General features: G+C 65.7%; 20 protein-coding genes and 1 tRNA gene. 7 read left to right on the top strand and 14 right to left on the bottom strand.

From position 1 onward, the window contains the following. The 3 genes from VNK82_08995 to VNK82_08985 are packed head-to-tail and all read right to left on the bottom strand — an operon-like array spanning position 1 to position 2,812. Entirely contained in the window at positions 1-1,701 is a 1,701-nt protein-coding gene (locus tag VNK82_08995) for an acyl-CoA carboxylase subunit beta (protein ID HXE91084.1), read from the bottom strand. A gap of 51 nt (positions 1,702-1,752) precedes the next feature. After that, positions 1,753-2,346 carry an enoyl-CoA hydratase/isomerase family protein gene (locus VNK82_08990; GenBank protein HXE91083.1) on the bottom strand — a complete coding sequence of 198 codons (594 nt, stop codon included), beginning with the start codon at positions 2,344-2,346 and terminating at the stop codon, positions 1,753-1,755. Between the two features lie 49 nt (positions 2,347-2,395). Continuing rightward, positions 2,396-2,812 (bottom strand): cobalamin B12-binding domain-containing protein, encoded by a 417-nt coding sequence (locus VNK82_08985; GenBank protein ID HXE91082.1) that lies wholly within the window; start codon positions 2,810-2,812, stop codon positions 2,396-2,398. 272 nt (positions 2,813-3,084) lie between these two features. Between VNK82_08985 and VNK82_08980 the strand changes: the two genes are divergently transcribed. Beyond that, positions 3,085-3,582 (top strand): VOC family protein, encoded by a 498-nt coding sequence (locus tag VNK82_08980; GenBank protein HXE91081.1) that lies wholly within the window; start codon positions 3,085-3,087, stop codon positions 3,580-3,582. 403 nt (positions 3,583-3,985) lie between these two features. On the opposite strand, the gene VNK82_08975 is transcribed toward VNK82_08980, so the two are convergent. The 11 genes from VNK82_08975 to VNK82_08925 all read right to left on the bottom strand — a co-directional run bounded on the left by VNK82_08975 (position 3,986) and on the right by VNK82_08925 (position 15,855). Beyond that, positions 3,986-4,930, bottom strand: a complete 945-nt coding sequence (locus VNK82_08975; protein ID HXE91080.1) for an SDR family oxidoreductase — start codon at positions 4,928-4,930, stop codon at positions 3,986-3,988. Positions 4,931-5,131: 201 nt separating this feature from the next. Beyond that, positions 5,132-5,548 carry a MaoC family dehydratase gene (locus VNK82_08970; GenBank protein HXE91079.1) on the bottom strand — a complete coding sequence of 139 codons (417 nt, stop codon included), beginning with the start codon at positions 5,546-5,548 and terminating at the stop codon, positions 5,132-5,134. 226 nt (positions 5,549-5,774) lie between these two features. Further along, complete coding sequence (gene phoU, locus VNK82_08965) at positions 5,775-6,479, bottom strand: phosphate signaling complex protein PhoU (protein ID HXE91078.1); 705 nt, start codon at positions 6,477-6,479, stop codon at positions 5,775-5,777. Continuing rightward, complete coding sequence (gene pstB, locus VNK82_08960; GenBank protein HXE91077.1) at positions 6,479-7,321, bottom strand: phosphate ABC transporter ATP-binding protein PstB; 843 nt, start codon at positions 7,319-7,321, stop codon at positions 6,479-6,481. The genes phoU and pstB overlap by 1 nt, the downstream gene beginning before the upstream one ends. A 5-nt stretch (positions 7,322-7,326) precedes the next feature. Continuing rightward, positions 7,327-8,247: a phosphate ABC transporter permease PstA gene (gene pstA, locus VNK82_08955; GenBank protein HXE91076.1), complete on the bottom strand. Its 921-nt coding sequence runs from the start codon at positions 8,245-8,247 to the stop codon at positions 7,327-7,329. Next, positions 8,244-9,167, bottom strand: a complete 924-nt coding sequence (gene pstC / locus VNK82_08950) for a phosphate ABC transporter permease subunit PstC (protein ID HXE91075.1) — start codon at positions 9,165-9,167, stop codon at positions 8,244-8,246. The genes pstA and pstC overlap by 4 nt, the downstream gene beginning before the upstream one ends. Before the next feature lie 2 nt (positions 9,168-9,169). Next, positions 9,170-10,162: a PstS family phosphate ABC transporter substrate-binding protein gene (locus VNK82_08945; GenBank protein HXE91074.1), complete on the bottom strand. Its 993-nt coding sequence runs from the start codon at positions 10,160-10,162 to the stop codon at positions 9,170-9,172. Between the two features lie 43 nt (positions 10,163-10,205). Continuing rightward, positions 10,206-11,780 (bottom strand): putative porin, encoded by a 1,575-nt coding sequence (locus tag VNK82_08940; GenBank protein HXE91073.1) that lies wholly within the window; start codon positions 11,778-11,780, stop codon positions 10,206-10,208. Between the two features lie 275 nt (positions 11,781-12,055). After that, a complete protein-coding gene (locus tag VNK82_08935) occupies positions 12,056-12,571 on the bottom strand; it encodes a group I intron-associated PD-(D/E)XK endonuclease (GenBank protein HXE91072.1) in 516 nt (171 codons plus the stop codon). Between the two features lie 849 nt (positions 12,572-13,420). Continuing rightward, on the bottom strand, positions 13,421-15,166 hold the full coding sequence (locus VNK82_08930; GenBank protein ID HXE91071.1) for an ATP-binding protein: 1,746 nt from the start codon (positions 15,164-15,166) through the stop codon (positions 13,421-13,423). Then, positions 15,163-15,855: a response regulator transcription factor gene (locus VNK82_08925; protein HXE91070.1), complete on the bottom strand. Its 693-nt coding sequence runs from the start codon at positions 15,853-15,855 to the stop codon at positions 15,163-15,165. Before VNK82_08925 ends, VNK82_08930 begins: the two co-directional genes overlap by 4 nt. Before the next feature lie 229 nt (positions 15,856-16,084). On the opposite strand from VNK82_08925, the gene VNK82_08920 reads away from it, so the two are divergent. From VNK82_08920 to VNK82_08895, 6 genes are all read left to right on the top strand, one after another. Further along, positions 16,085-16,160: transfer RNA gene (locus tag VNK82_08920), tRNA-Phe, on the top strand. Positions 16,161-16,471: 311 nt separating this feature from the next. Continuing rightward, a complete protein-coding gene (locus VNK82_08915) occupies positions 16,472-16,729 on the top strand; it encodes a hypothetical protein (GenBank protein ID HXE91069.1) in 258 nt (85 codons plus the stop codon). A 34-nt stretch (positions 16,730-16,763) separates the two neighbouring features. Then, positions 16,764-17,297: an NAD(P)H-dependent oxidoreductase subunit E gene (locus VNK82_08910; protein ID HXE91068.1), complete on the top strand. Its 534-nt coding sequence runs from the start codon at positions 16,764-16,766 to the stop codon at positions 17,295-17,297. Then, complete coding sequence (gene nuoF, locus VNK82_08905; protein ID HXE91067.1) at positions 17,275-19,149, top strand: NADH-quinone oxidoreductase subunit NuoF; 1,875 nt, start codon at positions 17,275-17,277, stop codon at positions 19,147-19,149. Before VNK82_08910 ends, nuoF begins: the two co-directional genes overlap by 23 nt. Beyond that, complete coding sequence (locus VNK82_08900; protein HXE91066.1) at positions 19,146-19,868, top strand: 2Fe-2S iron-sulfur cluster-binding protein; 723 nt, start codon at positions 19,146-19,148, stop codon at positions 19,866-19,868. The genes nuoF and VNK82_08900 overlap by 4 nt, the downstream gene beginning before the upstream one ends. Next, positions 19,865-21,484 carry an FMN-binding glutamate synthase family protein gene (locus VNK82_08895; protein HXE91065.1) on the top strand — a complete coding sequence of 540 codons (1,620 nt, stop codon included), beginning with the start codon at positions 19,865-19,867 and terminating at the stop codon, positions 21,482-21,484. Before VNK82_08900 ends, VNK82_08895 begins: the two co-directional genes overlap by 4 nt. Positions 21,485-21,546 lie beyond the last annotated feature (62 nt).

Here is a 21,546-nt window from a genome sequence, read left to right as displayed (position 1 = left end):
TCAGGTCTGCAGCACTCCCGTCCTGAACTCCGCTACATGCGGGTTGAGCGCCGCCGCTTCCAGCGCCAGCGCAATGGCTTCGCGCGTCTCCAGCGGATCCAGGATCTTGTCGATCCACAGCCGCGCCGCGCCGTAGCGCGGGTCGGTCTGCTCGTCGTAGGTCTGCTTCACGGACTGGAACAGCGCGCGCTTCTCCTCCTCGCTCAGCTTCTTGCCGCCGCGTTCCAGTTGCTTGATCTTGATTTCCACCAGCGTGCTCGCGGCCTGGTCGCCGCCCATCACGGCGTAGCGCGCCGTCGGCCAGGCGAACACAAAGCGCGGGTCGTACGCCTTGCCGCACATGGCGTAGTGTCCGGCGCCGAACGATCCGCCCAGGATCACCGTGATCTTGGGCACCACGGCGTTCGACACTGCGTTCACCATCTTCGCGCCGGCGCGGATGATGCCGCTCCACTCCGCGTCCCGTCCCACCATGAACCCGTTGACGTCGTGCAGAAAGACCAGCGGCACCAGGTTCTGGCTGCAGTCCATGATGAAGCGCGCCGCCTTCTCCGCCGACTCGGTGTAGATCACGCCGCCGAACTCCACCCGCTTGTGTCCTGCGTGGTCGAGCTGCGTGACGTGCGTCTTCTGGTTGGCGACGATGCCCACCGCCCAGCCGTTCACCCGCGCGTAGCCGCACAGCACCGTTTCGCCGTACTCCGGCTTGTACTCGTCAAAGCGGCTGCCGTCCACGATGCGCGCAATGATCTCCTTCATGTCGTACTGCCGCGCCGGATCGGATTCGAAGATGCCGTACAGTTCCTCCGCCGCGTACGCCGGCGGTTCAGGCTTCTTGTGGTCGAACGGCGCCCCCGGCCGCCGCCCCATTTTCTCCACCAGACCGCGGATGCGCGCCAGGCAGGCTTCGTCGTTGGGCTCGCGGAAGTCGATGGTGCCGGAGATTTCCGCGTGCACGCGCGCGCCACCCAGTTCCTCGGCCGAGATCTTCTGCCCGATCGCCGCCTGCACCAGCGCCGGCCCGGCCAGAAAGAGGCCGCTGCCCTCGGTCATCAGGATGTGGTCGCACATCACCGGCAGGTACGCGCCGCCGGCCACGCACATCCCCATGATGGCCGTGATCTGCGGAATGCCCAGCGCGGACATCACTGCGTTATTGCGGAACACGCGTCCGAAATCGTCGGTGTCCGGGAACACATCCTCCTGCAGCGGCAGGAACACGCCCGCCGAGTCCACCAGGTAGATGGTCGGGATTCGGTTTTCGATAGCGATGTTCTGCGCCCGGATGACCTTCTTCGCCGTCATGGGGAAAAACGCTCCGGCCTTCACCGTGGCGTCGTTCACGATCAGCATGAACAGCCGCCCGTGGATTCGCCCCAGTCCGGTCACCACGCCCGCTGCCGGCGCGCCGCCCCACTCTTCGTACATCCCGTGCGCCGCATGGATTCCCAGCTCGAACAGCGAAGTCCCCGGGTCGAGCAGCAGCGCGATGCGCTCCCGCGCCGTGAGTCGCCCTTTCTTGTGCTGCGCCTCGATGGCCTTGGCCCCGCCGCCCTCGCGGATCTTCTCTTCTTCGTTATGGAGGGCCGCTGTCAGGTCGGCCATGGCCCGCATGTTCTTCTCGAAGCGCGCCGACGTGGGGTCGACGCGCGAGATCAGCCCGTGCGGGCGCGCCGTGGGCGTACTGGGTTTGCTGGTCATAGAGCGCGAGAGGCGAATTGCTAGGTTAAATGACCCGCCGAGGCTCGGCAATCAGGCGACCCAGCGGAATGCCGAGAGCGCCAACGCCACCGGGTCCTCCGCCAGCGCGTCCACCAGCCCGATACGCAGCGCTTCCGCGGCGTGCAGCTTTTCCGCCGCGACGAACATCGCCAGCGCCCGGCCCTTGCCGATCAGTCCGGGCAGCCGCTGCGTTCCGCCCCAGCCGGTCATCAGGCCGAGCGCCGCTCCGCGATGCCCGAAGATGGCGTTGGGCGCCGCGACCCGCCGCGCGCAGGCCAGCGCCAGGTCCAGCCCTCCGCCCATGCAGTAGCCGGAGATGGCCGCCAGCGTCGGCGCCGGGAAGCTGGCGATTGACTCCATCAAGGCCTGTCCCTCGCGCGCGAACGCCAGCGCTGCCGGGCCGGTCAGCTCCGCGATCTCACGCAGATCGGCGCCGGCGGAAAAAAAGCGATGATTCCCCGTGATGATGAGCGGCCGCACCTGCCCGGCGCTCGCTAGTTCCGCTGCCGTTTGCGTGAGTTTTCTTACACACTCCCGCGTCAGCCGGTTGGTGCCGTCCGCCGACTCCAGCCGGATGAGGTTGCAGCTTCCTGTTTTTTCGAGCTTGGGGGAAGTGGAACTCAAGCGGAACGCCGGCGACGGAGAGCGGAAAGCGGAAGGCAGAGAGCGCATTTCATGCCGGCACGCCCCTGGGCTTCACGTTGGCGCGGATGAACTGCACGATCTCCTGCAGCGACGTTCCCGGCTGGAAGATGCCGGCCACCCCGGCCTGCTTCATGCGGTCGATGTCTTCGTCCGGGATGATGCCGCCGATCACCACCAGCACGTCGTCCATCTTGTTCTGCCGCAGCAGTTCCATCACTCGCGGCACGATGGCGTTGTGCGCCCCGGAGAGGATCGAGAGCCCGATCACGTCCACGTCTTCCTGCAGCGCGGCGCTGGCGATCATCTCCGGCGTCTGCCGCAGCCCGGTGTAGATCACCTCCATGCCCGCGTCGCGCAGCGCCCGCGCGATCACCTTGGCCCCCCGGTCGTGTCCGTCCAGGCCCGGCTTGGCCACCAGCACGCGGATCTTGCGTTCCGTCGCCATCGGCGCGGCACTATTTAACCACAGCCGCACCCAGGCCTGCCGTGATCCCCGTAGAGACGTAGCTTGCTACGTCTCCGCGGTTGCCGCACCCTTGTTCGCTCCCGATTTCGGAGCGACAGGATGGGATGCCGGCAAACGTGGGTAGTTTGTCAGGCCTGAGACACCGCGACCTGAAACCTGTGCCAGGACCAAGTACCGCAGGGACGGCACTAACCCTGAACCAAGCCCGGCTCATTTACAATTCCCGCTCATCCCTGAGCGCGAGGTCCGCCATGCCCAAAAAAGCTCGCCCGAAGAAGGCCGCCAAACCCAAGCCCAAGCCCAGGAAGCGCGCCGCACCCCGCGGCCTCGACCTCAACCACGCCATGGTGTACGTGCGCGACGTCGAGCGCGCCCTGCCCTTCTACACCAAGCTCCTGGGCATGAAGGTGGTGGACGAGTTCCGCCACGAGGGCAAGCCCGTCTACGCCCGGCTCTGCGCGCCCGTCGGCGAAGGCACCATCGCCCTGCATATGGCGGGACCGGGAGCGTCGGTGGCTGCGGAGGGCGTCCGGCTCTACTTCGAGACTCCCGACTTGGACGAGTTCTGCCGCCGCCTGCAGGAGAAAGGCGTGCACTTCATCCAGCTTCCCCGCATGATGCCCTGGGGATGGAAACACGCCTACCTGAACGACCCCGACGGCCACGAGATCAGCCTCTACTGGGCCGCCGGCGGCCGCATGAAAAAGACCGTTATGCGCGCCGCCAAAAAGGTAGCCAGGGCGAAGTAGCAGCCGCTCTGGCTTTTGCTGGCCGTCATCCCGAGCGAGGGAGGGCTCCCGCGCGCTCTCTCCGGCGCGGGAAACCTGAGCGAGGGACCCGGGGTTTCCTTCTCCTGCGTTGCCGGGCTTCGCTCTTGAGAATCCGAATCTCGGCTACTTGGCCTTTCGCTCGCGACCCGGGCCCGCCGCGGCGGGCGAAGGAGCGCGAGCCCCCGAAGGGGGCGGCCGAAAGTAGCCCAGGGCGGCGAGTACGCGGAAGCGAAGCCTCCGCGTCGAGCAAGCCCTGGGTAAGGCGGCGATTAGAGTCGCGCCCGACCGGCGGCGAGCGCATGCGAGCCGGCAACGGGAGGGCGCTGCGACGGCCGAACGGTCCGCTCGGTTGCCTCGCTAACTGGCCACGGGCCACTGACCACTAGCCACTGCCTTTCCGATACCACTCCACCGTCCGCCTCAGCCCTTCTTCCAGATCCACCGTCGGCTCATACCCCAGGTGCTTCTTGGCCAGGCTGATGTCGGCCAGCGAGTGCTTGATGTCTCCCGCGCGTTCGGCTTCATGCTCCGGCTCGCCCTGGAATCCTGTCAGCTTCTGGAGCAGCCGGAAAATCTGGTTGATGGTTACCCGCTGTCCTCCGGCGATGTTGAACACCCGCCCCGCCACGTCGGCTGCAGGGCGCGTGCAGGCCAGCAGATTGGCCGCCACGGCGTTCTCGATGTAGGTGAAGTCCCGGCTCTGCTCTCCGTCGCCATAGATCACCGGCGGCTGGCCGCTCAGCATGCGGGTGATGAAGCGCGCCATCACCGCGGAATACTGTGAATTGGCGTCCTGCCGCGGCCCGAAGATGTTGAAGTAGCGCAGCGACACCGTCTCCAGCCCGTAGCAGCGCCAGAACGACGTCATGTACAGTTCCCCCGCCAGCTTGGCCACGGCGTAGGGCGAGATCGGGTTGGGCGTCATGTCCTCCCGCTTGGGCAGGGTCGGCGTGTCTCCGTAGGCGGAAGAGGACGCCGCATACACCACGCGCTTCACCCCGGCCTTTCGTGCCGCCTCCAGCAGATGCACGGTTGCGTCCACGTTCGCCCGGTTCGAGCCCACCGGGTCGGCCACCGAGCGCGGCACCGAGGGGATGGCCGCCTGGTGCAGCACATAGTCGGCGCCCCGGCACGCGTCAGCCGCCGCGGCCGCATCCAGCAGGTCGGCCTGGCGGAACTCCAGCTGGTTGCGGATGTCGGCGATGTTCTCGAGGCGCCCGGTGGAAAGATTGTCCAGCCCGCGCACCTGTTCGCCGCGCTCCACCAGCGTGTGGGCAATCGCCGACCCAATGAACCCCGCGACTCCAGTAATGAGATAGAGAGGCATTTGGAAGCGTAATGGGTGTTCTACAGGCCGTGCGTCGCAGGGTCAAGCAAGGGCATCGCGCATTGGACTGAGAACCGAGAACTGAGAACTAAACCGGTGGGAGAGCCGGACTTTAGCCCGGCGTTCAGGCCTTCCTGTTTTCGGGCTTCAGCCCTGGGATTCAAGAAACGAGAAGCCAGAAACGAAAAGCGCTTTACACCGTCACGCAATCCGCGACTCGACCATCACTACCGCCTCTCCCTCCATCACCACTTCACCCTTCTGATTCACGCAGCGCGTGGCCAGCGTGAGGATCGGCTTGTCCTCGCGTACCTTCGTCACCTCGACGCTCGCTGTGACCGTGTCTCCCACCCGCACCGGCTTCAGAAAGCGTGCGCTCTGACCCAGGTAGATGGCTCCCGTGCCCGGCAGCTTCATCCCGATCAGGTGCGAGATCAGCCCCAGGCATATGACCCCATGCGCGATCCTCCCACCGAACCGGCTGCGCCCGGCGTAGGTGTCGTCGACGTGCAGCGGGTTGTAGTCGTCGAACAACGCCGCGAACGCGCGGACTTCTTTGTCGCCGATCGGGCGCGTGATCGAGGCCGAATCGCCAATCTTGAAGGACAGGGAAGACATGGCTGGGCTCCAGGAATCTCGCTCAGGATAACTCGCCCGGACGCCCTAACACCCTGTCACGCCGAGCGCAGCCCGCCATCAGCAGACGTAGCGCCCGCGTCCTCGCCGGCGGTCGCGCGGCCGTCCACGGCCGCGCTCCCGCGACCTGCAACATCAGCGGGCGTAGTCGAGGGGCAATGCAGTTGCTGTGGTTGTGGAATTGGAAACTCGAAACTGGAAACTTGCCTCAATGTACTTCCGGCTTCTCCGTCGCGACGACTTCCTTTGTCGGCTCTCCCCCGCCCATGTGCCGCACATCCGCCCCGCTCACCCAGAAGATCACGTCCTCGGCGATGTTGGTGGCGTGATCAGCTACCCGCTCCAGGTTGCGCGCCACCAGCAGGGCATCCAGCGCCTGCCGCGTGACCGACGGATCGGCGTGCATCTTCTCCACCATGCGCACGAAGATCTCGTCGTCCATGCGGTCCACTACGTCGTCCATCTTCAGGACCGCCTCGGCGATATCCGGTTTCCCTTCCACGAAGGACTCCAGGGCTCGCCGCACCATGCCCGCCGCAGTGGCGGCCATCCGCGGCATATCGACCGGCAGCTCGGCCGGCGGCAGCGTCGCCATGTCCATCACCCGCTGCGCGATATTGACCGCCTGGTCGCCCACCCGCTCCAGGTCGGCGTTGATCTTCATCACCGCCATGATGAAACGCAGGTCGCTGGCCATCGGCTGCTGCATGGCCAGCAGGTCGAGCGCCACTTCATCGATCTCCCTCTCCGCCATGTTGATGGCGCGCTCGCCCTCCAGCACCGCCTGGCACAGCTTCAGGTCGCGCTTGCGGTAGGCTTCCGTGGCCCGCTCCACCGCCTGCTCTGCCATCCCCCCCATGCGCAGCAGTTTGACTTTCAACTCGTCGAGTCCTTGCTGGAAACGTGTGCGCATTATCCGAACCTGCCTGTAATGTAGTCTTCGGTCCGCTTGTCCGACGGATTGGTGAAGATCTTCTCCGTGCGGTCGAACTCGATCAGCTTTCCCAGCAGGAAGAAGCCGGTGAACTCGGCCACCCGCGCCGCCTGCTGCATGTTGTGGGTCACGATCACGATGGTGTACTGCTCCTTGAGCGTGAAGATGAGCTCTTCGATCTTGCCGGTCGAGATCGGGTCCAGCGCCGAGCACGGCTCGTCCATGAGCATCACTTCCGGCTCCACCGCCAGGGCGCGCGCGATGCACAGACGCTGCTGCTGACCGCCGGAAAGGCTCGAGCCCGATTTCTTCCGCAGTTCGTCCTTCACTTCGTCCCACAGCGCCGCCATGCGCAGGGAGCGCTCCACCGCTTCATCCATCGCGCCGCGGTCGCGGAAACCGTTCAGGTGCAGCCCGGCCGCCACGTTGTCGTAGATCGTCATGGTGGGGAAGGGGTTCGGTTTCTGGAACACCATGCCGATGCGCTGGCGCACCCGCACGGGATTGACCTTGGGAGCGTAGATGTCCTGCCCGTCCAGGTACACCTCGCCCTCGACGCGCGCCCCCGGCACGACCTCGTGCATCCGGTTCAGGCAGCGCACGAACGTGGACTTTCCGCATCCCGATGGCCCGATGATCGCCGTGACGCGGCGGTCGGGCACGGAAAGCGTGATGCCCTGCAGCGCCTCCAGCCGCCCGAACCACGCGTGCAGCTCGGCGGTGCGCATCTTGATCGGCAGCCCTTCCCCAGCGGGCTTGTCCGGCGGCGCCTGGCGCAGCGCCGCGGTGTCCAGTCGCACGATGGGCCCGCTATCGTTCATCGGTTCTACCAGTAGATCCGCTTCTGCAAGCGGTTGCGCAACCAGATCGCGACCCCGTTCAGCGCCAGCATCAGGCCCAGCAGCACCACGATACCAGCCGCTGCGTTCACGTGGAAATCCGTCTGCGGACGCGACACCCAGTTGAAGATTTGGATGGGCAGCGCGGTGAACGCGCTGTAGATGGAATTGGGCGCGAAGGCCACGTACGTCAGCGCCCCGATTGTGATCAGCGGCGCCGTTTCCCCGATGGCCCGCGCCAGCGACAGGATGATGCCGGTCAGGATGCCCGGCATGCACATGGGCAGCACCACCCGCCGCAATCCCTGCCAGCGGTCCGCTCCCAGGGCATAGCTGGCCTCCCGCAGGGAATGGGGCACGGTCCGCAGCGCTTCTCGCGAAGCCATGATGACCATGGGCAGCAGCAGCAGGGCCAGCGTCGCCGCCCCCGCCAGCAGGCTGCGCCCCAGTTGCATCGCCCGCACGAACAGTTCCAGGCCCAGCAGTCCATAGATGATCGACGGCACCCCCGCCAGGTTGCTGATATTCACCTCGATCAGCGCCGTCAGGCGGCTGGGCCGCGCATACTCCTCCAGATAAATGGCCGCGCCCACCCCCAGCGGGATGGCGATCACCGCCGTCAGCACCATCAGGTAAGCGCTTCCGGCCAGCGCCGCCAGGATCCCCGCCGCCTCCGGCCGCCGCGACGGATAGCTGGTCAGAAAATCCCAGGTCAGTCGCGGCAGGGCGTCGCGAAAAGCGTCTGCGAACAGCACCAGCAGCACCAGCAGCGGCAGGCCCAGGGCCGCCAGGCACACCGCCTGGAAAGCGTGTTCTCCGGTCAGGCGCGGTCCGCCCTGGGTCAGGCTGCGGTTGCCGAAGAACGTCCGCTGGCCCGCCGCGGACGCCGTCTGCGCCGGGCTGCTCATTGCAGCCCTCCCCGCAGGATGTGCTGCCGCAAACGGTGCGACACCAGGTTCAGGCAGAAGGTCATCAGGAACAGCGTCATGCCGACGGCGAAGATCGTGCGGTACTCCAGCGTTCCTGTCGGCGTGTCGCCCAGGCTCACTTGCACGATGTAGGCCGTCATGGTCTCGATGGGCACCCGCGGATCGAGCGTCAGCCTTGGCTGTTGGCCCGCGGCGATGGCCACGATCATGGTCTCGCCGATGGCCCGTGACAGCCCCAGGATCACCGACGCCGCGATCCCGGAAAACGCCGACGGCAAGATCACCCGGAAGATGGTGGCGAGCTTGCCCGCGCCCAGCGCATACGACCCTTCTCGCAGGCTGGCGGGCACCGCGAACACCGCGTCCTCGCTCAGCGAGGCGATTACCGGCACGATCATCACGCCCATCACGATGCCCGGGCTCAGCGCGTTGAATCCCGCCAGGCCGGGAATCAACGCCTGCAGCAGCGGCGTCACGAACGTCAGCGCGAAGTAGCCGTACACCACCGTCGGCACTCCGGCCAGGATTTCCAGCACCGGCTTCAGCAGCCGCCGCACCCGGTCGGCTGCGAACTCGCTCAGGTAGATGGCCGAGAGCAACCCCAGCGGCACCGCTACCACTACCGCCGTGGCCGTGGTCAGCATGGTTCCCGCCATCAGCGGCCAGATCCCGAAGTGCTTTTCCGCGAACAGCGGCGTCCACTGCGTATCGGCCAGGAACTGTTCCAGCGACACCTCCCGAAAGAATCCCCAGGTCTCGGTCAGCAGTACGGCCACGATGCCCGCCGTCGTCACCACAGACACCAGCCCGCACAGCAGCAACACCCAGCCGATGATGCGTTCCTTGAAGGCCCGCGGCTGCTCCAGCTCGGGATGGCTCTTGGCTTTGCTTCCCGGCATCCCTATTTCCCGGCTGCCCCGCTCTCCTTCTCCAGCAGCGTCTCGATGGAGACCCCTACTTGCGATCCCTTGCCGCCGAACAGCGAGCCCGTCACGCCTGCGTCCGCGCGCTGCTGCGCCAGCGTGTAGGCCCGCGCCGGCAGAGGGATGTAACCCACTTCCCGCACCAGCTTCTCGCTATTGGCGAGGTAGAACTTCACGAAGTTCGCCACTTCTTCGCGCCCCAGCGCCTTCTTCGAGATGTAGATGAAGATGGGCCGCGAGAGCGGCTGGTACGTCCCGTTGCGCACCGTCTCCACCGAGGGCGCGATCGGCCCGTCCCCGTTCTCCTTGTTGCCGTCGTCCACCGGCAGCAACTTCAGCTTGTCCTTGTTCTCTTCGAAATAGGCGTAGCCGAAGAACCCCAGGGCGCGCTCGTCGTTGGCCACGCCCTGCACGATCACGTTGTCATCCTCGCTCGAGGTGTAATCGCCGCGGCTGGAGTGCTCTTTGTGCACAATGGCCTCGGTGAAATAGTCGTACGTGCCCGAGTCCACCCCCGCCCCGAACAGCAGCAGTTCCTTGTCCGGCCAGCCCTTGCGCACCTGGCTCCACTTGGTGATTTTTCCCTGCGCTTCCGGCGCCCACATGGTCTTCAACTCGTCGGCGGTGATGAACTCCGCCCAGGTGTTTTTGGGGTTGATCACCACCGCCAGGCCGTCATAGGCCACCGGCAGCTCGATGTACTCGACGCCGTTCTGGCGGCACAGCTCCACTTCGCTCGGCTTGATGGGCCGCGAAGCGTCGGAGATGTCCGTCTCACCCGCGCAGAACTTCTTGAAGCCTCCCCCCGTCCCCGAGATGCCCACCGTCACCTTCACGTTCGGGTTCGCCTTCTGGAACTCCTCGGCCACCGCTTCGGTGATGGGGAACACCGTGCTCGAGCCATCCACTTTCACCAGCATCGCGTGCTTCTGGCAGCCCGCCGCCAGCAGCAGCGTCAGTGAGATTGTCATCGTCGTCAGGGTTCGCATCCGCTCTCTCCTCTTTGGGTTTCCTCTAGAAGCTGTAAATAACGTCAAATTGCATGCGCTTGAGGTACGGTTCCGTGTTGAACGGGGGCGTCGTGTTGCAGGTGAAACCGTTCGCCAGCGCGGCGTTCTGCAGGCGGCAGTCCAGCGTCCGGCCGATGAAGAAGGTATAGTTCGCGGTGACGTTGTTGCGTATCTTCCACAACGCGTACAGCCGGTGCTGCAGGATGTTGGTGGAAGCCCGGTTGTCGCTTTCGTTGAACTGCGAGATCACCGCGTCCTGCTCGATGCGCGAGAACATGTAGCCGAACTGCAGGTCGTTCTTGTTCTTCGTCTGGCCGATGCTGACCTCGCTCCAGAAGGCGGAGTCCTGCTTGCCCGCGGCCAGCGGGTCCTTGTTCTCAGCGTTCAGGTTTTTCAGATATTCGCCCAGGATGCGGACCGGCCAGCGATTCCACCGCGTCTTGATGTTCGCATCCAGGATGAAGTCGCTGTACAGGAACTTGGAAACAAATTCCCGGGTCGGCGATCCGGTCGTCACACGGCAGCCCACCTCGCCTCCGGCGCCGCAGTTGCGCGTGGCGTTGGTCTGCGCGTTGGCGTTGATGATGCGTGTGCCGCCGCCCAACGGGCTCGCGGCCTGCGCGATCACGTCCGCGTTCCGCCAGTTCAGCAGCGAGTACGAAGGTGTGATGGTCAACCGGTTGCCGAACTGCAGGCGCGTGCTCACCGCTCCGCCTACGGCAAAGGCGTCGTTGTCGCCGCCTGCTTCGTTGAACATGATCTGCATGGGATTGACCGTGACGTTGCGTATCACCGAGTTCTTCACCTCGAACGAAACCTTTTCGCTGAAGCCTTCCGGATTCAAGTCGTTGTCGAAGGTGAGCGGCGTGCGGGCCCAGGTATAGGCGAATTTTCCCCCCGTGACCTGCAGCCACTTGTGCGCCGGCGGCTGGTACGTGATCCAGCCGCGATCGAAGCCCACCGTCTTGCGCTCAAAAAAGCTGGTCAGCGTTTCGTTGGTCGACACAGGATCCTGGAGAGAAGGAAATCCATTGGCTACCGCGCCCGAGGCCAGGAACAGCCCGCCGTAGAAATCCTCGCCCAGCTTGCCTTCCACGCCGAAGCGCAGCCGGATGCGCTCCCGGTGCCGGTCTTGCGTCCCGCCCTGGTAGAAATTCTCGTAGCGCACCCGCACGTCGCCCGAGAACCGGAAGCGGCCCAGCGTTCCTTCCAGGGCAGCCACCCGCTTCTGGTCTTCTTGGGTGGTCGCGGCGGAGCTGGCCATCGCGGCCTGCACGCCCTTCACATCCGACTCCAGCTTCCCGAACGACTCCTGCTGCCGGCTCGACGACGCTTCTACGGCTGCCAGGCGCGAGTCGGAGGCCTCTCGCGACGCCGCCCGCGCCTGCTGCTCGGCCCTCATGCGTCCCATCTCCTCGCGCAACTGCCGCAGTTCCTCGCTCTGCGCCTGCAGCATCTCGCGCAGCTCCCGGACCTCTTCGGCGGTTGCAGTTTCCGGCTTGGGTTTCTTCTCCGCGGCGGCTGCTTTCGGGGCCAGCAACATCGCCAGGATCACGGCGCACCCTGCCTTCTGTTTCATGCTCTCTCCTTGGGCTGGTTGGCTTTGTGTTTGAGTCAGTTGTACGCGCACTTTGTTAACGCTTTGTTACGGAGCGTTGAATATCCGTTGAAAGAAGTATCCGGTACCCAGTTCCAGCACCCGGTCCCCGGTACTCAGTGAAATCCTTCCCAGACTCTGCCGTAGAGCTGCTCTCGTGATCTCTGCTCGACTGGCAACTGGGTACTAGGTACTCGGTACTAGCTCTGTTTCTTCAGCCGGTCCAGCAACATCGCCGGCATTACTGCTCAGGCCGCTCACGGCGTTCGTCCAGGCCGCCTCGCCAGCTCGCAGGTCTCCAGCGTCAACTCTCGCTGCGGCGCGCCGAGGACGGTCCAGCGCTCGCGAAATCGCTCCAGCCTCCCGTTGCCCTCCCTGTGCGGCGCCATCCGGATCGTCTTGCGCCCTCCCAGCTTTTCACGCGGAATCAAGTACCACGCCTCCTCCGGCGCTACGTACGCTGCCAGCACATCCACTTGCCTTGGTCCATACTGCCGCTTGTTGCTCGCCCCATGGCCGGCGTTCACGTGGTAGGAATTGCCGTCCACCACGGAGGCCGACTTCACCTGCACGCGCCGCAGCTTGCCGCCGCCCTCGACTACGAAATCGTACGGGGCGGAATCGCCGTAGGGCTTGGAGACGATGAGGCCGAGTTGAGCGGCGCGATGGGCAAAGCAGAGTTCGGCCACTTCGCCGTTGCGCTTCTGATCAGTGGACTTCCGGGCAGATGTGGGGCGGGCCCGGGATCTGGAGAGGCGAGGGGAACGAGGCATGGGGGCTCCTCACATTTCGCGATTTGGTGGCTTGGTGATTGGGTGATTTCAGACGTTCCACCCACGCCCCGAAGGCATCGGGGGCCAAGCAGCAAGGAGCGGAAGGACTCCGCGCCCTTTCCTCACTATCTAATTTCAGAATAGCATATTGAATGGGACCATTGCGCAATTTTGCTCACAACTATATTTGGTTTGCTTGCAGTGAGTTAGCGGGAAAATGACAAATTATGTCTCTTGACAATGATAACCGTTGTGTTTTCAGTTAATTACATAGGTTGGCAAAAAGCTCTTCGACGAACAATCGCGCATCAGGCCCGTGTTCACCCAGAAACGGAATAAACTGCCAGTAGGGAAGGACTGTCCCCAGGATGCAAAGTTGAAGATAGAGAGTCTTTGGTTTCATCGCGGCTCCGAGTTCGGACAGTGTGCCACGAAATCCAGCTTGATAAACCAACGCAATCCATCGCCGTCATCCTGAGCGCAGAGGGCTCCCGCGCGGCTTCTCCGGGTCCCCGCAAGCTTTGCTTGCGGGGCGGAGCGCGGGAAACCGGAGCGAAGACCTTGGGTTGCCCTTCCATCCCCAGGCTCGGAGTTCAGCCGTCTTTCCCGGGACTGCGCTCCGTCTCTGTTGTTCCCCACCGATAAATCGGTGGGCTATTTTCATTCGTCCCTAGCGGGGCTCGGCAAGTTCCTGCTGCCCTCCCGAGCGCGCCCGAGCGAACTGCGTGGAACGAGGGCGCGCGAGGGAGGGCAGCCAGTCAAATCCACCACGCAAGATTCACCACTCACGTCGCGATTGTCCCCACATTCGCGCCCCGCTGTTGGGCGCGTACCTGGGAGACAACCTCGCTACCCGGCACTCGCAGCTACGGATTTTTCCGCCCCCACCAGCGTGAACACGAACGTCGACCCGTGTCCCAGTTCGCTCTCGGCGCGGATGGTGCCGCCGTGGGCCAGCACGATGTGCTTGGCGATGGCCAGGCCCAGGCCGGTGCCGCCGGACTCGCGCGAGCGCGCCTTATCCACGCGGTAGAAGCGCTCGAACAGGCGCGGCAAGTGCTCGGAGGCGACGCCCGGGCCCTGGTCGCGCACAAAGAACTCGATGCGCCCGCCGGGCTCGGCCCCATCCTGGCGCGCGCCCACCACGACCCTCCCGCCCGCGGGCGAATACTTCAGCGCGTTGTCGATCAGGTTGGCGAACACCTGGTGGATGGAATCGCGGTCGGCCAGCACGGACCGCGTGGCCCGGTTCTCGACCACCAGCTCGACGCCGCGCGCGCGTGCCGTCTCCCGGAAGCTCTGCACCGCGTCTTCCAGCAGTTCACCGGCGTCGACGGGACGCAGTTCGAAGGCGCGTTCGCCGGATTCCACCCGCGCCAGCGTCAGCAGGTCTTCGGTCAGGCGGGCCATGCGGGAGGCGTTCTTGCGGATGATCTCCAGGAACTCGCGACCGGCTTCGCCGCCGGCGCCGGACTCGATCAGGGTCTCGGCGTAGCCCTGGATGGAAGTGAGCGGCGTGCGCAGTTCGTGGGAGACATTGGCGATGAAGTCGCGCCGCGTCTGCTCGACGCGCTCGATCTCGGTCAGGTCGTGCAGCACGGCGACGGCGCCGTCCGCGGCCAGCGGTGCGGCCGTCACCTCGAACGTGCGACCCGGGACCACTCCGGAGACGCGAGCGCGGCGCACCTCGCGGCGCGCCGCCGCTTCTTCCACCGCCTTCAGCAGTTCCGGCTGGCGCACGGTCTCGACCAGGGGCGCGCCCAAACGGATGCCCTCCACCAGCTCGCGCATGCGGCCGTTGGCCCACTCCGTGCGCCCGTCGGGACCTACGGCGATCACGGCTTCCTGCATGCCGTTGAGCACGGCTTCCAGTTGGTGCCGGCTGTGGTCGAGGGCGCGGAAGCTCTGCTCGAGCTGGCGCGCGGTCGCATCCAGTGCCGCTGCCACCTGCGCAATCTCGTCCGTGGAGCGCTCGGCGACGCGCGCGCTGAGGTCGCCCGAGGCGATGCGCTGTGCGAACTCGACGATGCGCCGTAGCCGTCCCGCGATGGAGTGCGCCAGCACCGCCGCCAGCAGCGTCGCCATCAGCACCGCCAGCGCCGAGCCGCGCAGCAGGCCGCGGCGGATCTCGGCCGTCGTCTCCGCGATCTCGGTGAGCGGATAGGCCAGCCGCACCGCGCCCCCGGCAATGGGCACGGCCACGTACAGGAACTCGACCCCCACGGTCTGGCTGCGCCGGACGTCGGAGCCCGTGCCGCCGGCCAGCGCGGCACGGAACTCCGGCCGCGTGGCGTGGTTCTCCATGGTCAGCGGGTCGCCTTCGGAATCCGCCAGAACCTTCCCGGAACTCTCAACGACGGTGGCGCGCGCGCCTGCGGCCTGCGCCTCTTCTTTCACCACCGCCGCCAAGGATTCCGTCGATGTGTGGCGGACGCGCGCCGCCAGCAGGCGCGTCTTTTCGGTGAGTGAGCGCTCGATCTCGCCGCGCAGGGAGTTTTCCCACGCCCGCCGCACCACGAAGTCGAGCGTCGCCGTGGCCACCGCGATGACCAGCAGGAAGGCCAGCAGCAGCTTGGTGAAAATGCGGCTTCTCACTTCGCGGCCTCGAAGCGGTATCCCGCCCCGCGCACCGTGCGCAGATGGCGCGGGTCCTCGGGGTCCTTCTCGATCTTCTCGCGCAGGCGGCGCACGTAGACGTCCACCGAGCGCGGAGTGACGAAGTGGGTGTCGCGCCAGACGGCGTCCAGCAACTGGTCGCGGGTAAACACGCGCCCGGGGTGGCGCATCAGATAGTCCAGCAGGCGGAATTCGGTGGCTGTCGTAGGGACGTTCCGCCCGCGCACCTTGAGCACCATGGCGCCGGTGTCCAGCTCGATGTCGCCGGCATGCAGCACCGCCGGGGCAGGAGGGCGCTCGAAGCGCCGCAGGACCGCCTTCACTCGCGCCACCATCTCGCGCGGGCTGAAGGGCTTCACGATGTAGTCGTCGGCGCCCAGCTCCAGGCCCACGATGCGGTCGGCCTCGCCGCTCTTGGCGGTCAGGAAGATGACCGGCGTCATGGCCAGTGAGGCGTGCTGGCGGATGCGGCGGCACAGCTCCAGCCCGTCGCCGCCCGGCACCATGATGTCCAGCAGGAAGGCCGCGGGCGGCGCCTTTTCCGCCGCCGCCAGCACCGAGGTGGTGTTGCCGAACGCGCGCACGGCGTAGCCGGCGCCCTCCAGATGATGGCGCACCAGGCGGGCGATGTCGGCGTCGTCCTCCACCACGAAGATGGTCGGCGTCACGGCAGCTATTGTATCCGCGCGCTTGCTATAATCAGACCTCCGCAGGAACTTCCGGGCGATGCGCCCGCAGCACTCCTCGCGAAGTTGCCGGCGTCTCCGCCGGCAGCACACGCCGCAGCCAGCTTCCGCTGGCAGCGTGGCCGGGCAGGGCCCAGCGCGACCGGGCCGGCAGCCGGCGGTGACGTGGCCAGGCAGCTCGGTGATAGGCTTGCCTCGGTTGGTCGAGCGTGGCCAGGTAGCTCAGATGGTAGAGCGCGGCCCTGAAAAGGCCGGCGTCGGCGGTTCGATTCCGTCCCTGGCCACCATGAATACCCTACATAAATACCTCACATAAATGCCCCACATGAATGCCCCACATAAATGCCCCACATAAAATGCCCCACATGAATGCCCCACATGAAAACCCCACATGAATGCCCCGTAGGAAAGCCCCCGAGGTCCTTCGCTGCGTTCAGGATTTACATCGCCCCATTGGATCCGTCCCCAGGCCCGAGGTCGAGAGGGCGGAGCGCGGGTGTCACTGGCGTTCGTGATAGGGGTCACAGCCGCTTGGGGCACGAGATGCGAGCCTAAGGGAGCAGGAAGCGGCTGCAGCTTGGCGGATGAGGTGCCGACCATGGCCGAGAACCAGAGCAAGATGCCGTGTCCGATGTGCCACGGCGGTGGCGAGCTGGAGCGCGCCGAGGTGATCCGGAAGCTTTCCGACCCCGATCTGGGGCGGAAGATCCGCATCTACCTGGCGGAGATCAGGACCGAATTGCCCCATACCAGCCAGCTCCTGGAGACGGCGGCGGCCGTGAGGGATTGCCGGGAGCCGGTCGGGCGCGGGTCGGGGCCTGCGATGCATCCGCTGCGCCGCAGTCCCAAGGAGTGAAGGGCGGGGAACGGGCGTTCACGGAAGCGGAACCATGGAAGAAGAACCGGTCGAGGAGATCGAGTCGCTGCTGGAGCAGTTCGACAGCCGACGCGCCAACCTGATCGCCATCCTGCAAGAGATCCAGTCCAAATACTTTTACCTGCCGCACCCGGCACTGGAACGGGTGGCCCGCAAACTGAAGGTGCCGCTGACGGACGTCTATCACATCGCCACGTTCTACCGGTGCTTCAGCCTGACGCCGCGGGGCCGTCACCAGATTCAGGTGTGCCTGGGGACGGCGTGCCACGTGCGCGGGGCACCGCGGGTATTGGATCGCATCCTGACGATCCTCAAGTTGGCGGAAGCGGGCACCACCGCGGACCGGGAGTTCACGGTGCTGACGGTGCGCTGCATCGGGTGCTGCGGGCTGGCCCCGGTGGTACGCGTGGACGCCAACACGCATCCGCACCTGACGCAGGCCAAGGTGCGCGGCCTGCTGAACAAGTACCGCAAGCCGGAGCGCGCCCAAGAAGAGACGGCCGCGGAAACCACGGGAGAAGTCGATGCCACGGTTGGCGTCGGTTAACGAACTCGAGGCGTACCGGGCGCACCTGAGCGCAATCCGCGACGCCAAGCGTCCCTGCGTGACGGTGTGCGCGGGCAGCGGCTGCACGGCGGCGGGGGCGGCGGGAGTGCTGAGCGCGCTGGGCAAGGGCGTGGAAAAGGCCGGGTTGAAGGACGCCGTGGACGTGAAGAGCACGGGCTGCCACGGGTTCTGCGAGCGCGGGCCGATCATGATCGTATGGCCGGAGGGCACGTTCTACAACCGGGTGGCGCCGGGCGACGCGCGCGCGATCGTCGCCAGCCTCGGCAACGGCCACGTTCCGGTGGAGAAGCTGCTGTACAAGGACCCGGCCAGCGGCAGAGCCGTGGTGCGCGAGGAGGAAGTTCCTTTCTACGCCCGGCAGCGGCGGGTGTTGTTCGGCAACAACGGCCGCATCGATCCCAAGAACATAGACGACTACCTGACGGTGGGCGGGTACGCGGCGCTGGGCAAAGTTCTTTCGAGCATGAACTGGGAACAGGTGATCGACCAGGTGAAGCGCTCCGGGCTGCGGGGGCGTGGCGGCGCGGGCTTCCCTACGGGAGCGAAATGGGACTTCTGCCGGCAGAATCCGGCGCCGCGCTATCTGATCTGCAATGCGGACGAGGGCGATCCCGGCGCGTTCATGGACCGTTCGCTGCTGGAGGGCAATCCGCACAGCGTGCTGGAAGGGATGATCATCGGGGCCTTCGCCCTGGGCGTGGAGGAAGGCTACGTGTACGTGCGGGCGGAGTATCCGCTGGCGGTGGAGCACCTGCGCATGGCCATCGAGCAGGCGGAGCAATATGGGCTGCTGGGAGACGACATTCTGGGAAGCGGAATGCGATTCCGCGTGCAGGTGGTGAAAGGCGCGGGCGCGTTTGTCTGCGGGGAAGAGACGGCGCTGATGCGCAGTATCGAGGGCAAGGTGGGCGAGCCCCAGCCGCGGCCTCCGTACCCGGTACAACGCGGGCTCTGGAACCGGCCCACGGTGATCAACAACGTGAAAACGTGGGCCAGCGTGCCCGTGATCATGAACCGCGGGGCGGAGTGGTACGCATCCATCGGCACGGCAAAGAGCAAGGGCACCATGGTGTTTTCCCTGGTGGGCAAGATCAACAACACCGGGCTGGTGGAAGTACCGATGGGAATCACGCTGCGGGAAATGATTTACGAGATCGGAGGCGGCATCCCGGGAGGGCGGAAGCTCAAGGCCATTCAGATCGGCGGGCCCTCGGGGGGCTGCATCCCGGCCAGCCTGATCGATTTGACCATCGACTACGAAGAGCTGACCAAGGCGGGCTCGATGATGGGTTCGGGCGGCATGGTGGTGATGGACGACTCCACCTGCATGGTGGACGTGGCCCGCTACTTCATGGAGTTCCTGGAGGATGAGTCCTGCGGACAGTGCTTCCCCTGCCGCAAGGGGACACAGCGCATGCGGGAGATCCTGGCGCGCATCTGCGCCGGCCACGGCAAGGAAGAAGACCTGAAGCTGCTGGAGGACCTGGGCTGGGTGATGCAGCAGACGTCGCTGTGCGCGCTGGGCACGACGGCGGCCAACCCGGTGCTCACCACGCTGCGCTATTTCCGCGACGAGTATCTGGCCCACATCCGCGACCAGCAGTGCCCGGCCAAGGTGTGCAAGCAGCTCATCTACTACGAGATCGACCCGACGCTGTGCGACGGCTGCGGGGCGTGCGTGAAGGTGTGCGCCGGGGAAGCGATTCTGGGCGAGAAGAAGATGCTGCACACCATCGATATGGCGAAGTGCACGCGCTGCGGCGCATGCATGGAGGTGTGCCAGCCCAAGGCGGTGCTGGTTTCGACAGGAGCCGTTCCGTGCCCACAATGAGAATCAACGGCATCGAGGTGGAAGTCGAGCGGGGGATGAGTGTGCTGGATGCCGCGCGGTATCTGGGGCTTCCCATCCCCACGCTCTGCCACGACGACGGGTTGACTCCGGCCGGGGCCTGCCGGCTGTGCGTGGTGGAAGTGGAGCGCAACGGGCCGCGCAAGCTGCAGAGCGCGTGCACGCTTCCCGCGGAAGACAACCTGGTGGTGTGGACGCACTCGGAACGGGTGGAGCGCGCGCGCAAGCTGCTGCTGGAGCTGTACGTGGCCACGTGCCCCTCGTCGAAGCGCATCCAGGACCTCGCGTCGCGGTACGGCGCGAACGTGTGCCGGTACGAGGCGGAACACGAGACCTGCATCCAGTGCGGGCTGTGCGTGCGGATGTGCGAGCAGCAGATGATGGCGGGAGCCATCGGATTCGCGGGACGGGGCGCCGACCGGCGAGTGTCGCGTCCGTTCGACATGACGGACGAGCGCTGCCGGCAGTGCGGCGCCTGCCTCTACATCTGCCCGGTGTGCGAGCTGCGCTGCGCCGGGCCGCAAGCGGACACTACGCTGTGTAGCGGCTGCCTGAACTTCGCCACCGTGTGCCTGGAGAGCTACGACCACGCCATGTGCTTCCTGGATCCGTGCCACGCCTGCGAACTGAGCGGACCGTTCCGAGCGGACGTCCGCCGCAAGAGCGAACTTCTCAAGATCCCGACAGGAGAACTGAAATGAGCTACTCGCGACTGAATGCGTCCGCGGCCACGCTGACCAAGAACCGCACCGAGGACTCGGTGGTGCCGATCAGCGGGATGTGCGCCACCTGCGTAGACGGCTGCATCGGCATGTGCGAGATCGGCAAGTCCGCGTACCGCGGGGCCGAAATCATCTATCCGCAGCCCTTCGGCATCGTGACCACGGCCGGGGTGAAGGACTACCCGGTGGATCTGTCGCACTTCACCATCCTGGGCCGGGCGACCGGGGCCTGGGGTGTGGAGCCGGACTCCAATAAGGCCCTGTTCCCCAACGTGGACCTGGAGGTGAGCATCGGGCGCGACCGGAGCATCCGCTACAAGCTGCCGTTCACGCTGGCCGCCATGGGCTCCACCAACGTGGCCAAAAACAACTGGCCGGGGCTGGCGGCGGGGGCGGCCATCACCGGCACGGGAATCGCCATCGGCGAGAACGTGGTAGGCATGGACATGGAATCCACGTTCGCCGGCGGCAAGGTGGTCTCCAGCGTGGACCTGGCCTGGCGGGTGAAGTGCTTCCGCGACTGGCAGATGGACGGCTACGGCGAGGTCTACGTCCAGGCCAACGTCGAAGACACCCAACTGGGCGTGCAGGAATACGCCATCGAGAAGCTGGGCGTGACGGCGGTGGAGCTGAAGTGGGGCCAGGGGGCGAAGGACATCGGCGGCGAGGTGAAGATCAAGGACCTGGCCAAGGCGCAGGAACTGCAACGTCGCGGCTACGTGGTGTTGCCCGATCCCTCGAGCCCCATGGTCATCGAGGCCTTCAAGAAAGGCAGCTTCCACGAGTTCGAGCGCCACTCGCGGGTGGGCATGGTGACGCAGGAGGGTTTCCTGAAGCGGGTGGAGCAGTTGCGCAAGCTGGGCGCGAAGTACGTGACGCTGAAGACGGGAGCGTACCGTCCGGCGGACCTGGCGCGAGCGGTGAAGTATGCGTCGCTGGCGGAGATCGACCTGCTGACGGTGGACGCGGCGGGCGGCGGCACCGGCATGTCGCCGTGGCGCATGATGAACGAGTGGGGCGTGCCGGGGATCGAGCTGTTCTCGCTGCTGAACGAGTACCTGGCGCGGTTGGAGAAGAAGGGCGAATACGTTCCGCCCATCGCCCTGGCGGGCGGTTTTACCTTCGAGGACCAGATGTTCAAGGGGTTCGCGCTGTGCGCGCCGTACGTGAAGCTGATCGGGATGGCGCGCTCGCCGCTGGCCGCGGCCATGGTGGCCAAGACGATCGGGAAGTCGATCGAGGCGCAGAGCCTGCCCATCTACATCGAGCGGTTCGGGACCACGGTGGACGAGGTCTTTGTGGCGGCGCCGGAGCTGCGGCAGAAGCTGGGCGACCGCTTCAACCAGTTGCCCACGGGCGCCATCGGCATCTACTCGTACTATCAGCGGCTGGCCCAGGGGCTGCGGCAGTTGATGGCGGGTGCGCGCAAGTTCTCCGTGGGGTACATCAGCCGCAGCGACATCGCGGCGCTGACGCCGGAGGCCAGCCGGGTGAGCGGCATCCCCATGGTGAGCGACGTGGATGCGGCCGAGGTGGAGCTGATCCTGGAAGAGGGCGAGGTCAGAAAAAAGAAGGCCATCCCGGCGGCGGATTAGAGGGCCGGCTTACTTCCTGCGTCTTCGACTGTAAAAAAACACTGAACTTAGCGCCGCCAACG

It is taken from the genome of Terriglobales bacterium, assembly GCA_035573675.1.
Taxonomy (GTDB): Bacteria; Acidobacteriota; Terriglobia; order Terriglobales; family Acidobacteriaceae; genus DATMAB01.
This window is presented reverse-complemented; position numbering and strand designations above follow the sequence as displayed.

What these genes read in the sequence shown, in the direction of transcription:
- VNK82_08995 (HXE91084.1), bottom strand. Translation starts at nt 1,701, where the DNA reads ATGACCAGCAAACCCAGTACGCCCACGGCGCGCCCGCACGGGCTGATC.
- VNK82_08985 (HXE91082.1), bottom strand. Translation starts at nt 2,812, where the DNA reads ATGGCGACGGAACGCAAGATCCGCGTGCTGGTGGCCAAGCCGGGCCTG.
- VNK82_08980 (HXE91081.1), top strand. Translation starts at nt 3,085, where the DNA reads ATGCCCAAAAAAGCTCGCCCGAAGAAGGCCGCCAAACCCAAGCCCAAG.
- VNK82_08975 (HXE91080.1), bottom strand. Translation starts at nt 4,930, where the DNA reads ATGCCTCTCTATCTCATTACTGGAGTCGCGGGGTTCATTGGGTCGGCG.
- VNK82_08970 (HXE91079.1), bottom strand. Translation starts at nt 5,548, where the DNA reads ATGTCTTCCCTGTCCTTCAAGATTGGCGATTCGGCCTCGATCACGCGC.
- phoU (HXE91078.1), bottom strand. Translation starts at nt 6,479, where the DNA reads ATGCGCACACGTTTCCAGCAAGGACTCGACGAGTTGAAAGTCAAACTG.
- pstB (HXE91077.1), bottom strand. Translation starts at nt 7,321, where the DNA reads ATGAACGATAGCGGGCCCATCGTGCGACTGGACACCGCGGCGCTGCGC.
- pstA (HXE91076.1), bottom strand. Translation starts at nt 8,247, where the DNA reads ATGAGCAGCCCGGCGCAGACGGCGTCCGCGGCGGGCCAGCGGACGTTC.
- pstC (HXE91075.1), bottom strand. Translation starts at nt 9,167, where the DNA reads ATGCCGGGAAGCAAAGCCAAGAGCCATCCCGAGCTGGAGCAGCCGCGG.
- VNK82_08945 (HXE91074.1), bottom strand. Translation starts at nt 10,162, where the DNA reads ATGACAATCTCACTGACGCTGCTGCTGGCGGCGGGCTGCCAGAAGCAC.
- VNK82_08940 (HXE91073.1), bottom strand. Translation starts at nt 11,780, where the DNA reads ATGAAACAGAAGGCAGGGTGCGCCGTGATCCTGGCGATGTTGCTGGCC.
- VNK82_08935 (HXE91072.1), bottom strand. Translation starts at nt 12,571, where the DNA reads ATGCCTCGTTCCCCTCGCCTCTCCAGATCCCGGGCCCGCCCCACATCT.
- VNK82_08915 (HXE91069.1), top strand. Translation starts at nt 16,472, where the DNA reads ATGGCCGAGAACCAGAGCAAGATGCCGTGTCCGATGTGCCACGGCGGT.
- VNK82_08910 (HXE91068.1), top strand. Translation starts at nt 16,764, where the DNA reads ATGGAAGAAGAACCGGTCGAGGAGATCGAGTCGCTGCTGGAGCAGTTC.
- nuoF (HXE91067.1), top strand. Translation starts at nt 17,275, where the DNA reads ATGCCACGGTTGGCGTCGGTTAACGAACTCGAGGCGTACCGGGCGCAC.
- VNK82_08900 (HXE91066.1), top strand. Translation starts at nt 19,146, where the DNA reads ATGAGAATCAACGGCATCGAGGTGGAAGTCGAGCGGGGGATGAGTGTG.
- VNK82_08895 (HXE91065.1), top strand. Translation starts at nt 19,865, where the DNA reads ATGAGCTACTCGCGACTGAATGCGTCCGCGGCCACGCTGACCAAGAAC.